The organism is Tenacibaculum sp. SM2510, from assembly GCF_057002845.1.
On sequence record NZ_CP192703.1, the window covers coordinates 1,103,970 to 1,116,302 of the forward strand.

The following is a 12,333-nucleotide window of genomic DNA, read 5'->3' on the forward strand; positions in this document are numbered from 1 at the left end:
TTATTATATCACGTTCTTTTATCTTTATATAACGAGTTGGCAGCAAGGTTGAACGAAAACAAACTAAATGAAAGGATATAATTTACTTTTAAACACATTTGCAACTATCATTATAGGAGTTGCAGTTATCGGTGTTTTAGCGATCACATATAAGTTTCTTAATGTCGAACAACCTAAAACAGACACTATTAAAATTGAATATCACGGAGTTAAGACTGATTCAATTAATGAAATTAATAAGCTGGAAATTAAAAAAATAGACTCGTTATTATCTGAAATTAAAGAAACATCTAATAACATCCAGAAACGTCAACTAAACCTTGTAGAAGATAAAGAAAATGATAATTTCTTCAATAAACTTTATGCGGCAATAGTAGCAATCATTTTAGCAATTGCAGGTTTTTTCGGTTTTAAATCCACTAATGATATTAGATCTCGATCAATTGAAGAAGCTAAATATGAATCAACAAAAATAGCTGAAGTATCAGCAAAAGAAGCCAAAGCCGATTCTATTGAAATTGCTAAAAATTCAGCAAAAGAAGAGTTTAACAGAATCTTTGATGAAGAATACAAAGGTGAGGTTTTTGAACAAGCAACAAAAGCTAGTTCGGAGGTTTTAAGAAAGGAAATTGGAAGGTTAGAGAAATCTATTTTTAAAATTAATGCTAGAATTGAAAAATTAGAAAGCAAAGAAGTTCCTGAAGAAAATACTACGGATGATCCTGAACCAGTTATTGAAGATGAAATTAATGATGATAACGTAGATCAAATTATTGATGACACAAAAAACCCTTTTGACAATGAGTAACATAACTAAAATAAAGGGGCTTTTGGTTAATCAATTGACCTCGAAACCAATTGCAATTTCTGCAATAGATTTTCCAACTTTGAGAAGTATGGTGAAATTCACCTCACGTGAAGCTCAAAACTATGATCCATTTGTTCCTATTAAAGATGTTAGTCAAGTTGAAAAAGAGGTTAAAAACTCTTATTACCAAAGATTAACAAATGATAAAAGAGTAAGTAATATATATAAGTTTTTATTGAAAGAAATATCTAACATATATTCCTCAAAAACTAACGCACTTGGTTCATTTCCTACTTCTGTAATTATATCACTTGATTTAAATCAAGAATTTGATACAAAAAAGGAGTACTTGGAGTTTATTGAAACAGCAAAAAAAGAAGAGTATATTGGTGCTTATTATGAAAATTTTGAGAATAACGTTGAACTTTCAGTTCCTGATGGAAAATATGGTTTAATCGTAGATGGTCAACATAGATTAATGGGGATGATAAAACTCTATAATGATGCTTTAAACAATAGTATAAAAATTGGTAGAAAAGCACTAACAGATGAATACCCCAAATTAACTAATGATCTTGTATTAGATTATATAAAACAATTTGAATTCAATTGTACAATTTTATTAGGTTTCGATAAATGGGAACAAGGAAAAGTTTTTGCTGATGTGAATTTTAATCAAAAGCCTGTAAATAAGTCTTTATACTATGATATTTTTGGATCTTATCCTGATCCTAATAAAAACGATATATTCCTTTCACATATGCTTGCTATGCATTTAAATAATAATGAGGATTCTGTATTAAAAGGTTTTATCAAAATGTTGGGTTCTGGTAAAGGATATTTTTCACAAGCATTTTTTGTAGAAGCTATATTATCACATTTTAGACCTAAAAGTATTTGGGCATCTATGCCAATGGACTATTTAAATGATGGAGATGATTACAAAATACTTCCGAAATTTTTCAAATCTTATTTCAAGGCAACTAAAGAAGTATTTAATGAATTTTGGCCAAAAGAAGACGAAGACACTTCTAGAAAATATCCAAATATCCTGTGTAAAACGACAGGTATGGGAGCATTAATTAAATTAATTGATCCAATATATCGAAAATTGAAAATTAATGCTGATTTAAAAACTATTTCTTCCGGTGATTTAACAACTTTACTTAAATCAGAATTGGAAAAAGCTGAAAGTAAAGGAAAAGAATTCTTTTCGAAAGAAGGTGATTTTTCAGGTTCAGGAAGTCTTGGTTTACAAAATAAATTATATATAGAATTAGCAAAGGAATTAGGTTACATAAAAAAATAAAACCCAGCTGCCAACACCGTATATAATTTATTGCTAGTTCTAGCCTACTTACGAAAGTCCTTGCGGACTTTCTTGGTCGGTAATTATTTACTTAAGTTAGGTGCTTAAAACACGCAACAAACCATATACAACAACGTTAGCAAAAACTTTGGAAATTACTCAGACGGAAATAATTTTGAGTTAAAAATCTTAAATTTATTATTCAATAATTTTCTTTTCATAACATTGGAAAAATAACAAACAAAAGTTAAGAGCAACTTTACGGAATTCTTACTCAAACGGAATTCTAAACATTGACATCAACAGAACTGAACGCAAAAAATCACTCTTGCGGAATTGAAAACCTTTGCGGAATTGTTTACTCAAACCCTGAATTTTGAAACTATTAGAAAGCTAAAAACGGAATTGTAAACCGAAAAAAACGCATTTGCTAACAACTTGTATATAAAAATTGCTTTATTTTAGCTAAACTAAATAGTCTGTGCTTTTTAACCAAGTCTAATTTTCCTGCGGAAAATTCGCCGCGCACTTACAAAGCAACTTTCTATACAAAAAACCGTTGGCATTCATTGAGTAAATCACGTTCTAAATAATAAAACTAAAGATAAAATAGATGAAAGTATTAATGATAGGTGGTCCTGAAATAATGATTTTAGTTATATTAATTACTATAGGAATTTTAGTTTTGACTTTTTTTCTTGGATTTAATGCTGGAAAAAAATCAGGATATATAAAAAGAGTAAAAGAAACTGAAAATAATGAATTAAATAAAAAATAATTCCAAATTTCAGAAATTAATCCTTTTTAAAAAAATATAACTTCTTCTGAGAATGTAAAACTCAAGAGTTTTGTCGTATTATGAAAAACTAAACTATTTCCAAGAACAAAATATTAGAAATTACTCAAACGCTGAAAATCCAAAATTTCGGAATTAAGCAATATAAAAAATAGAATTGTGGAATTGAGAAAGTTTGTTGACTAAATCGCTGACTCAATTCATTCAAACGCAAGAAAATAGAAAAAGGTATTAAGCCGAATAATTAAAAATCTGAATAAAAACAACGAAATGCCAACAACGTGCATAATTCATTAAGGTGGAACTTCCTTGCGGAATTTCTTCGCACTTTTATTATCTTTCGTTCAAATTCGGAAAAGTGCTGCGCTCTTTTCCTTAACAAATCATGCACAAACACGTTAGCTAACATTTATGAGAAACATCCAGATTTTAATATTAATTATGATAATTGGAATCAGTTCGTGTTCGAATAACAAAAAAACGACAGTCTCGAAAGAAAAGCATTACAGTGAAAAAATAAACAATGAAAAGTATAAAAGAATCTGGATTAATTATAAATATCCTAATGATATTAATGAAAATATAGAGGCTTATCTATCTAAAGAAAAAGATACAATTTTCAACCAATATAAAACTTATAAGAACGGAAAGTTAGATTCAACAAAAAGTCGTTTTTATGAATTGAATCTAAAAAAATCTGAAAAGACAGACATTTATGAGGGAATATTTAGATATTTTTCTGAACACGACTCAAATCCGAAAAATATTAATGAAAGGAAGACTTTGAGCCTTTCTATTTTTCAAAAATCGAAGGATAGCTTTTATTTTCAAACATTTGAATCCAAGTCAAGTAATGAAATAAAATTTAAACTTATTAATTTTGAAAACGACCAATTATCTGGAATAATGACTGAATTTAGAGTTATTGAAAATGATAAAGCAGGAAAAGATATGGTTGATGTAATTTCGACACAAATACCAGTCGATAACAAAAAGAAAACACATAATATGGCAATAGAAGTTTACGAAATTAAATAAAAACGTTAGCTAACAAAGAACTGAGGTAAAAAACAAACCTTTTCTTCATTAATTTTACGCAATATTATTCTAGACTCAAAATGCTACTACTTGGTATTTTGAGTTTTTATTTCCTGTATAATAACTACTTATTTAGGTAATACAGAAATGTACTTTTCATCGTAAGGTAAACCCGATTTTGCTATTGCAAAACTTTGTTTTATTAACTTATTAGAAACTGCTATTAAAGCTAGTTTTTTACTCTTTCCTTTGTTTACAATACGCTCATAAATATCTCTACATGCTTTATTATGTTTGCATGCATTAAAGGAACATAAAAACAAAAGATTCCGTAACTTTCTATTACCTACTTTACTTATTCGACTTCGACCTCTTACACTACTCCCCGACTCTCGTATTGTAGGTGTGATACCAACATAACTACAGAGTTGTGATGCTCTTTCGATTTTCTTAAAGCCATCGGTAACCACAATTAAAAACAAAGCTGTTTTCATTCCTATTCCTGGAATACTCTGCAACAATGTTAATTGATGCTGTTCATCTTGTTTTACTAAAGAAAGTAATTTGTCTTCTATACCTAAAATTTCTTTATCTAAGTATTTTTTTACCCTATTTAAAGAGCGATAAACAAACTTTGATGGAACTCCTAAAACTTGCTCTCCATGAATCTTATTCTTAGTAGCTGTTCTTTTCTTGATCAAAGCATCTAACCATCTGAAAAGCTGTAAACACTCACTTTGAACATCTGTCAGAGCTGTATATAAAGGAACTTCATTAATTTTACCATACTCACAAATCGCTTTCGCATCACTTTTATCCGTTTTTACTTTCGCTAATTTCATCTGTATAAAACGCTTTACTGATAAAGGATTTACAACCGAAACTACTTGCTTTTCTTTGTATAAAAACTGCGCTAACCTGTAATGATAATAACCTGTTGCTTCCATTATTACTAATGATTCTTTAGGAAGACTTTTTAGAAAAGATCTAAAACCTGACGCATTATTTTTAAATTGATTATGCCCCTTTTTACTTCCATAAACATCAAATACGTCTTTGCTAATGTCAACTCCAAAAATTTCCTTATATTTATTCATAAAAAATGATTTATGAAAGAATAATCTACTTGACTGACAACAACTTGAAAACGAGATCTAGGTCTCACAGAACTGAACGTGATTTTTAGGAGAAAAGAGAGAGGATTATCAATGTTGTCGAAGTCAATGCTTCACCGTATATATTAACCTTAATTCTCTCTTTTATTCTTTCTGATTTATAACTCTTAAATTTAACCTTTTTATTAAATTGCTAACTTAAGCCGTGCATAATTAATTGCTTAACAAGTTTTTCCTTCGGAAAAACCTCGTGGATATCAAAGGCTTGTAATTGTTAACTATTTATTCGCTAAATTCACGCAAACAAATCATGCACAAACACGTTGTGTGTAATGCAAGAAAATACTTTGGACAAAATATCAAAATTGACAGGAATGAATTCAAAACTGTTGGAAATGGCTAAAATAGCCGACAGATTTGCTATACCTGAAAATGTCCGACAAATGATTGAGACACAAAACAAATTCAAAGCTCTACTTCCTGAAATTGAAATACCTACTTATAATTTTTCAAAGTTTGATATTCTTGAATTTAAGCCATTTTTAAATTCCGAACTACTTGAGAGTTTAAGAAAAATTGGAAATATTGGCGAACGATTAAGAAATAATCCGGAACTACAATTTGGATATATAACCAACCTTGAAATTCTGAATTTAAAATCTGCCGAAGAATTTAAAGAAAGTTTAGTTTCTGATTTGACCGATGAAGACATTAAAGCGAAAGAAGAGGTTTTAAGCGAAAATCTAATTCCGTATTTGGAAGAACTTGGACTTGAAAACCTTTGGTTTGGAGCAAATTACGCACTTGAAAACGACTCAAATCCTGACCGATTAAGACATTGTTTAATTTCATTACGCACAATTTTGGAATACCTGATTGACGATATTCTCGCACCAATAGAGAAATTAAAAGATGCGGAAATGTTTGAGAAAGAATTTAGAAAATATAAAAATGGAAAACAGAAACTAATCCATATACGAATTAAAAGGGAGCAGAAAATTGAGTTTTTTACATCGCAATTTGAATATGGAATGTTGGAGGATTTTACCAAAAACGAAATAAAATACGTCTGTGATTGCTATTCCATTTTATGTAATGTTCATCAGCCAAATGTCGGAATTACGGAAAATCAAGTTAGAAGTTTAAAGGTTAAAACAGGTATTACGATTTGGTTATTGGCATACTTGAATGAAATAATTAGTGAATAAAGCACTACACACAACAATGGTTATAATTCATTATGGCATTTTAGTTAATATATAATTTAGTACTTTTAAATCGGCTTGATTACATCTTAGGAAAAGTCCGTTGGACATTTTCCACAACGAAACCATAGCCTAAACCGCTGGCATTCATATACAATACTCCTTCAAAACTCCACCTTTCCTAATAAATAAATTAACAAATTATTAACCTCTTAATTCTAACTATAATTATTGGATAATATTAGATTTGAATATAATTCTCTTAAAAAACATAATGAATTTAAAAAAAATAATTGTATTCTTAATCTGCATATCTCCCCTTTTTCAATGTATAAATGCGCAAACAAATAGGGAAAATAATATAGTTGGCGAAAATTACATTCTAAAATCAAAAATTCTTAATGAAGACAGAACACTTCAGGTATATCTTCCCGAAAACTATTTTAAGACAAAAAAAAAGTATCCAGTTCTTTATGTTATTGATGGTCAACGATATTTTCTTAATGGAATAACTTTTCAACAAAATCTAACTTGGGAGAATTTAATTCCAGAATTTATAGTAGTTGGAATTATTACTCATTCTCAAAAAAGACGTGATCTGTTTTATAAAGAATCATCGAAATTCATCCAATTCTTAGAAAAAGAACTTATTCCATCCATTGATAAGGATTATCGAACCCTTGATGACCGAATCTATTTTGGATGGGAAATGGCAGCAGGATTAGGTCTACAAATAATGACACAATCACCATCACTATTTAAAGGATATCTCTTATCTAGCCCTACTCATGTTTCTGCTAATCGATTAGATAACGTGAAAAAATTATTAAATAATAACCTACCACATAACTTGTTTATATACGCTAGTTTGGGAACCATTGAAAATTGGGCGTTAGAATCAATGACAATCTTAGATTCCGTGTTTAAACAATATCAAGGTAAAAATATAAAATGGAATTACAATCTTTCAGAAAATGAAAACCATTATACAACCCCACTAGTCACATTTAATAAAGGGTTAAGGAAGTATTATAATGATTATGGACCACTTCGATTTTATACATTAAAAGAATTCAATAATTTTGGAAGAATAAAGGCTTTGAAAACATATTATGACAATAGAGGAAGTAAATATCAAATATCTACTGATATTCATTTAGATACTAAACACTTTATTCTTTGGCAGTCTGTAAAAGAGAATGATTTTAGTCTTTTTGAACAGTTAGTAAAAGAATTAGATGGAAAAACATTCATTAAGAATTATTACAATCAAGCAAGATGGTTCAATAGCTATGCGACATTTTATCTTGTAAACAATAAGTTAGATGAGGCATTAGAAACTCTAGAAATAGGTCTGAAAAAATTCCCAAATAATTCAGTTTTGTACAATGGAATGGGGAATTATTTTAAAGCAAATGGAGAAGTAAAAAAAGCCGAATATTGGTATAAAAAAGCAATTCGTACCGCAGAGAATAATGGTGACCCAAAATTATCAGAATATAAAAAAAACTTAAGAAATCATTAATACGAGTTATAATTAATGGCTACAAAGAGTAAGCCTTAGAGTTAGCTTCTTTTTATAAATTTATTGCTTACCAAAAGTTATAGTATTTTAACACGCCACTAACCATACAGTAAACGTTGTGAAAAATTTAAAAAAAAATGAAAAATGATAACTAAAAGTAATAAAGAAAAGGATTTCAACACTATCTACGAAATAATAAATGATGCCTCAATTGCCTATAAAGGAATTATTCCTGCTGATAGGTGGAAAGAGCCTTACATGCCAAAAGAAGAATTGAAAACTCAAATTGATGAAGGAGTAGAATTCTGGAATTATAAAGAAAACCATACAATTCTAGGTGTAATGGGAATTCAATTCAAAAATGATGCAACCCTGATTAGGCACGCTTATGTTCGAACTTCTGCAAGACAGAAAGGCATTGGAGGAAAACTATTAAAGCACTTAATAAACATGGCAGAAACACCAATTTTAATCGGAACTTGGAAGGATGCGTCTTGGGCTATTAGTTTTTATGAAAAATACGAATTTAGACAATTATCTGACGAGGAAAAAAATAGGTTATTGAAGATTTATTGGTCCATACCTGAAAGGCAAGTTGAAACTTCGATAGTTTTAGCAAGCAATGATTGGAAATCGGACTTTTGAGCTAGGTTCATAACGGAATTAGCGCTCTAGTGAATTTAAAAAACAAGCTATAAATTGCTATCATCTGATGGAAATAACAAACGCTAACTTAAGCCGTATATAATTCATTGCTAGTTCTAGCATATTTACGAAATTAGGTACTTAAAATCAATTTTAACCTGTAGCCTTATTTCAGGACTAGACATTATTGAAAAATGGTAACATTATAGATTTAGATTCGTCTAATTTAAAAATCAGATAAAATCAGATGCGTAAAATCATTTTCAATTCTAACAACAAAATACGTCCAATATGGCGTATATTTCTTTTCTTATTAATAACTTTTCTAATAAATATCCCATTACAATTGGGGCTCCAAAAAGTTTTTAATCAAAGTTTTTTAAGAGGGTATATATCAGGTTCAATATATCTTGTCTGTGTTATCTTAAGTTTATTCATTCAAATAAAATATATTGACAAATCATCTTTTAAAAAATATGGCTTGAAAATTAACAAAGCTTGGCGGCATGAGTTTTTTATTGGCTTTCAAATCTCCTTCTTACTACTAACACTCTTTTTTACAACCATGTATCTAACCGGAAATTTAGAGGTCGTAGGTTATTTTATAACCAAATCTTCAGATTATTCATTTATAGAAGGATTTATTTCAGAATCATTTGGCTTAATTGTAGGTGCAACTGTTGAAGAGATTTTTTTTAGATCTTTTCTTTTTTATGTTATATATGAAGCATTACGTAAAGTTAAAAAAGATTCTACAAAAAGAGCTTTTTTGGTCGTCATTGCTACATCTCTCATATTTGGAATTACTCATTATGCTAATGAAAGTGCCACTGTTATTTCATCTATAAATCTTTGTCTTTATGGCATGATGGTATGCTTACCCTTTTTAATAACAGGACGATTAGGAATGTCTATTGGATTTCATTTTTCGTGGAATCTAGTTCAAGGCGCTGTTTATGGCTTTCCTATTAGTGGTAACATAGCTAAAGCATCGATAATGAGTATAGAATTCCGAAATAATTTGCTTACAGGTGGCGCATTTGGCGCAGAAGGAAGTATGTTGTTTGTATTACTGGTTGTAATAGGTGTAATGCTAATATTATATTGGAAGAAGCTTAAAAGCTATAATAGTTTTGTTAGCCCTTGTATTATCAAAAATGACACTAATATTACTAGATATTTTTTTCATAGACAGTAGCATTGCAATTTTTATATACCTAAAAATTGAATTAGATACTATTTTAATATTTATATCTACTAGAGAAATGTATTCCTGTAACTTATAAAAAGAATATTGTTTATATAAAAAACTTTAAGGTACCCGGTTTTGAAAAAAAATTATCTACTAAAAAATTAGTCAAATAAAACAACTATTACCAACAATGAACTGAGGTAAAAACCAAACAAACTTTAATTTATTCACTACTATTCTAAGCTCAAAATACTATCATTTGGTATTTTGAGCTTGTATTTTTTATGTAATTACTAATTATTTAGGCAATACAGAAACATAGCTTTCATCATAAACTAAACCAGATTTTTCGATTGCAAAACGTTGTTTGATTAACTTATTTGAAACTGCTATTAATGCTAATTTCATACGCTTACCTTTGTTTACAATACGCTCATAAACATCTTTACAGGCTTTATTATGTTTGCATGCATTGAAAGAACAGAGAAACAAAAGGTTTCGTTACTTTCTATTACCAACTTTAATTCTCTCTTTTATTCTTTCTGATTTATAACTCTTAAATTTAACCTTTTTATTAAATTGCTAACTTAAGCCGTATATAAAACATAGCTAATAAGTGCTAATCGAAAGGTTTGTGTATATTTATTTGCTAAGACCGCCAAATGTTCAAGTTTGGGTTTTAATAAAATAAAATTTAAAAATTCGGCTCATGTTTAATCCGAAAAGTTAGCGTCTTTTTACACGCTACGTTTATACAATACCGTTAGCAAACATAAGATAACATGAATGCAACCCATTATTTCATACGTTGAAGCAGGTTCTATCATTATAATTGGAAAGAATTATAGAAGTATTAGGATGTCCATATAAAGTAAGCCTATCAATTAAATCTTCCAACTCTTTATCTGATTTTACTGCAGCTCTCAATAACACACAATATTCGCCTGTCACTTTTATACAATCAAATATTTCAGGAAATTCATTCAGCTTTGAAACAAAAACCTTAAATCCAAAAGAATCAATCTTTAGCCCTATGTTTGCCCGAATCCGGTAATCAAATTTTGCCAAATCTAGTTTAACCTTATATCCTAAAATTAGACCTAATGCTTCCAATTTCTGAACTCTATCGGCCACAGAAGGTGCCGAAAGCCCAACCGTTCTACCTATCTCTGCAAATGATATTCTAGCATTATGCCGTAACATTTCAATAATTTTTTTATTAAGGATTTCCATATTAAATTCATTTGATTAAAAGGTAAATTTATAAATATTCATTTGATTAAAAGGCAAAACCCTTATAATGTAGCTTAAATTTGAGAAACTAATTTTACTCAAGATGGAAAAATTATTATTACAGATGGGAGCGGATGGTTTAAAAAAAGCTGCTCTTAATGAAAATGCGAAAGAATTTATATTAAAAAACGAAACATTATTTAACGCCTTAAAAAAAGCTGCCAATCGATACATCGGAGGAGAAACGATAAACGAAACTTTGGAATCTGTCCGCGAATGGAACCAAAAAGGGTTTGATGTAACGACCGACTTTATGGGAGAGAGCATTCGTAACGAAAAAGAGGCAAATGATGCTACAACTGAATTCATAAATTTTGCGAAAGCTATTGGAACTGAAAAACTAAACTCATCAATTTCATTGGATTTATCACACATCGGATTACTAGTTTCAAAGGAATTAGTAACATATAATCTGAAAGCAATTTGTAAACGAGCGGAAAAAATAAATCAAGAAGTTATAATCAGTATGGAAGGGACTGACAGAACGGACAGTATTCTAGATATTTATAAAGAAACCCTGAAAATTCATAAAAATCTTGGTATTACAATTCAAGCCTACCTCAAAAGAACTAAGGATGACTTTCAAGAAATATCAGCATTATCAGGCAGTATCAGAATCGTTAAAGGAGCTTATGAAACTCCAAATGGATTGTCAATAGAAAGAGGAGAAAAACTTGATGAGATTTACCTTGGGTACGTTGAAAAACTATTAGCAAAAAACCACAAATGTTCGATAGCTTCACATCACGAGAAAATACACCAAGAAACAATTAAACTTATCGACAAATACAAACCAACAGATTATGTTCTTGAGCGACTTTTAGGTATAAGGAACGAAGAATTGAGGCAAATCAAAGACAAGGGATATAATGCTCGAATCTATGTGGTTTATGGAAAGGAGTGGTATCTTTACTTATGTAATCGCTGGGCTGAATATCCATTGAATGTTTTTCAAGGTATCGCTGATATGATAGAGTAAAGCACTACACATAACAAAGAACTCAGGTAAAAACCAAAAAAATTTTAATTTATTCACTACTATTCTAAGCTCAAAGTATTATTATTTAGTGTTTTGAACTTGTATTTTTCATGTAATTACTAATTATTTAGCCAATACAAAAACATAACTTTCATCATAAGCTAAACCAGATTTTGTGATAGCAAAACGTTGTTTGATTAACTTATTTGAAACGGCAATTAATGCTAATTTCTTACGCTTACCTTTGTTTACAATACGCTCATAAATATCTTTACAGGCTTTATTATATTTGCATGCATTGAAGAAACAGAGAAACAAAAGGTTTCGTAACTATTCTTATACTAGACACCGCTAAAAATTGGCATAAAATTACCATTATTAAAACCTTTGTTCATTTCTATCTTTTTACATTGCTCGATAATAAGACA

Annotated in this window: 11 protein-coding genes and 2 pseudogenes; 9 read left to right on the forward strand and 4 right to left on the reverse strand. The window is 29.4% G+C overall.

Annotation, left to right across the window (positions count from 1 at the left end):
- Positions 1-67: 67 nt before the first annotated feature.
- From ACQ629_RS04970 to ACQ629_RS04985, 4 genes are all read left to right on the forward strand, one after another.
- A complete protein-coding gene (locus ACQ629_RS04970) occupies positions 68-808 on the forward strand; it encodes a hypothetical protein (RefSeq protein ID WP_405376577.1) in 741 nt (246 codons plus the stop codon).
- Positions 801-2,117: a DGQHR domain-containing protein gene (locus tag ACQ629_RS04975; protein ID WP_405376579.1), complete on the forward strand. Its 1,317-nt coding sequence runs from the start codon at positions 801-803 to the stop codon at positions 2,115-2,117. Before ACQ629_RS04970 ends, ACQ629_RS04975 begins: the two co-directional genes overlap by 8 nt.
- A 613-nt stretch (positions 2,118-2,730) precedes the next feature.
- Positions 2,731-2,895 (forward strand): hypothetical protein, encoded by a 165-nt coding sequence (locus ACQ629_RS04980; RefSeq protein ID WP_483706839.1) that lies wholly within the window; start codon positions 2,731-2,733, stop codon positions 2,893-2,895.
- Between the two features lie 459 nt (positions 2,896-3,354).
- Positions 3,355-3,951, forward strand: coding sequence for a hypothetical protein (locus ACQ629_RS04985; RefSeq protein ID WP_483706840.1), 597 nt, complete (start codon positions 3,355-3,357; stop codon positions 3,949-3,951).
- 128 nt (positions 3,952-4,079) lie between these two features.
- Here ACQ629_RS04985 and ACQ629_RS04990 read toward each other — a convergent pair whose 3' ends face one another.
- Complete coding sequence (locus ACQ629_RS04990) at positions 4,080-5,048, reverse strand: IS110 family RNA-guided transposase (protein ID WP_483706841.1); 969 nt, start codon at positions 5,046-5,048, stop codon at positions 4,080-4,082.
- Between the two features lie 350 nt (positions 5,049-5,398).
- Here ACQ629_RS04990 and ACQ629_RS04995 point away from each other — a divergent pair, with 350 nt between their 5' ends.
- The 4 genes from ACQ629_RS04995 to ACQ629_RS05010 all read left to right on the forward strand — a co-directional run bounded on the left by ACQ629_RS04995 (position 5,399) and on the right by ACQ629_RS05010 (position 9,639).
- Positions 5,399-6,274, forward strand: a complete 876-nt coding sequence (locus ACQ629_RS04995; protein ID WP_483706843.1) for a pPIWI-associating nuclease domain-containing protein — start codon at positions 5,399-5,401, stop codon at positions 6,272-6,274.
- Between the two features lie 271 nt (positions 6,275-6,545).
- Positions 6,546-7,796, forward strand: a complete 1,251-nt coding sequence (locus tag ACQ629_RS05000) for an alpha/beta hydrolase-fold protein (RefSeq protein WP_483706845.1) — start codon at positions 6,546-6,548, stop codon at positions 7,794-7,796.
- Between the two features lie 144 nt (positions 7,797-7,940).
- A complete protein-coding gene (locus ACQ629_RS05005) occupies positions 7,941-8,441 on the forward strand; it encodes a GNAT family N-acetyltransferase (RefSeq protein WP_483706846.1) in 501 nt (166 codons plus the stop codon).
- Between the two features lie 481 nt (positions 8,442-8,922).
- The gene (locus ACQ629_RS05010) at positions 8,923-9,639 is read left to right on the forward strand and encodes a lysostaphin resistance A-like protein (RefSeq protein WP_483706847.1); all 717 of its coding nucleotides are present in this window, start codon (positions 8,923-8,925) and stop codon (positions 9,637-9,639) included.
- A 291-nt stretch (positions 9,640-9,930) separates the two neighbouring features.
- Here the strand turns inward: ACQ629_RS05010 and ACQ629_RS05015 are convergent.
- A pseudogene (locus tag ACQ629_RS05015) lies at positions 9,931-10,173 on the reverse strand (IS110 family transposase); the annotation flags it as partial.
- Between the two features lie 261 nt (positions 10,174-10,434).
- Entirely contained in the window at positions 10,435-10,866 is a 432-nt protein-coding gene (locus ACQ629_RS05020; protein WP_483706848.1) for an Lrp/AsnC family transcriptional regulator, read from the reverse strand.
- 103 nt (positions 10,867-10,969) lie between these two features.
- Between ACQ629_RS05020 and ACQ629_RS05025 the strand changes: the two genes are divergently transcribed.
- Positions 10,970-11,905, forward strand: a complete 936-nt coding sequence (locus ACQ629_RS05025; protein ID WP_483706849.1) for a proline dehydrogenase family protein — start codon at positions 10,970-10,972, stop codon at positions 11,903-11,905.
- A 123-nt stretch (positions 11,906-12,028) separates the two neighbouring features.
- On the opposite strand, the pseudogene ACQ629_RS05030 reads toward ACQ629_RS05025, so the two are convergent.
- Positions 12,029-12,235 (reverse strand): annotated as a pseudogene (locus ACQ629_RS05030) (IS110 family transposase); the annotation flags it as partial.
- Positions 12,236-12,333: the final 98 nt, after the last annotated feature.

Bases quoted from the DNA above. Each gene is read 5' to 3' on its own strand.
- ACQ629_RS04995 (WP_483706843.1), top strand. From the start codon at position 5,399: ATGCAAGAAAATACTTTGGACAAAATATCAAAATTGACAGGAATGAAT.
- ACQ629_RS05020 (WP_483706848.1), bottom strand. From the start codon at position 10,866: ATGGAAATCCTTAATAAAAAAATTATTGAAATGTTACGGCATAATGCT.
- ACQ629_RS04975 (WP_405376579.1), top strand. From the start codon at position 801: ATGAGTAACATAACTAAAATAAAGGGGCTTTTGGTTAATCAATTGACC.
- ACQ629_RS04990 (WP_483706841.1), bottom strand. From the start codon at position 5,048: ATGAATAAATATAAGGAAATTTTTGGAGTTGACATTAGCAAAGACGTA.
- ACQ629_RS05005 (WP_483706846.1), top strand. From the start codon at position 7,941: ATGATAACTAAAAGTAATAAAGAAAAGGATTTCAACACTATCTACGAA.
- ACQ629_RS04985 (WP_483706840.1), top strand. From the start codon at position 3,355: ATGATAATTGGAATCAGTTCGTGTTCGAATAACAAAAAAACGACAGTC.
- ACQ629_RS04980 (WP_483706839.1), top strand. From the start codon at position 2,731: ATGAAAGTATTAATGATAGGTGGTCCTGAAATAATGATTTTAGTTATA.
- ACQ629_RS05025 (WP_483706849.1), top strand. From the start codon at position 10,970: ATGGAAAAATTATTATTACAGATGGGAGCGGATGGTTTAAAAAAAGCT.
- ACQ629_RS04970 (WP_405376577.1), top strand. From the start codon at position 68: ATGAAAGGATATAATTTACTTTTAAACACATTTGCAACTATCATTATA.
- ACQ629_RS05000 (WP_483706845.1), top strand. From the start codon at position 6,546: ATGAATTTAAAAAAAATAATTGTATTCTTAATCTGCATATCTCCCCTT.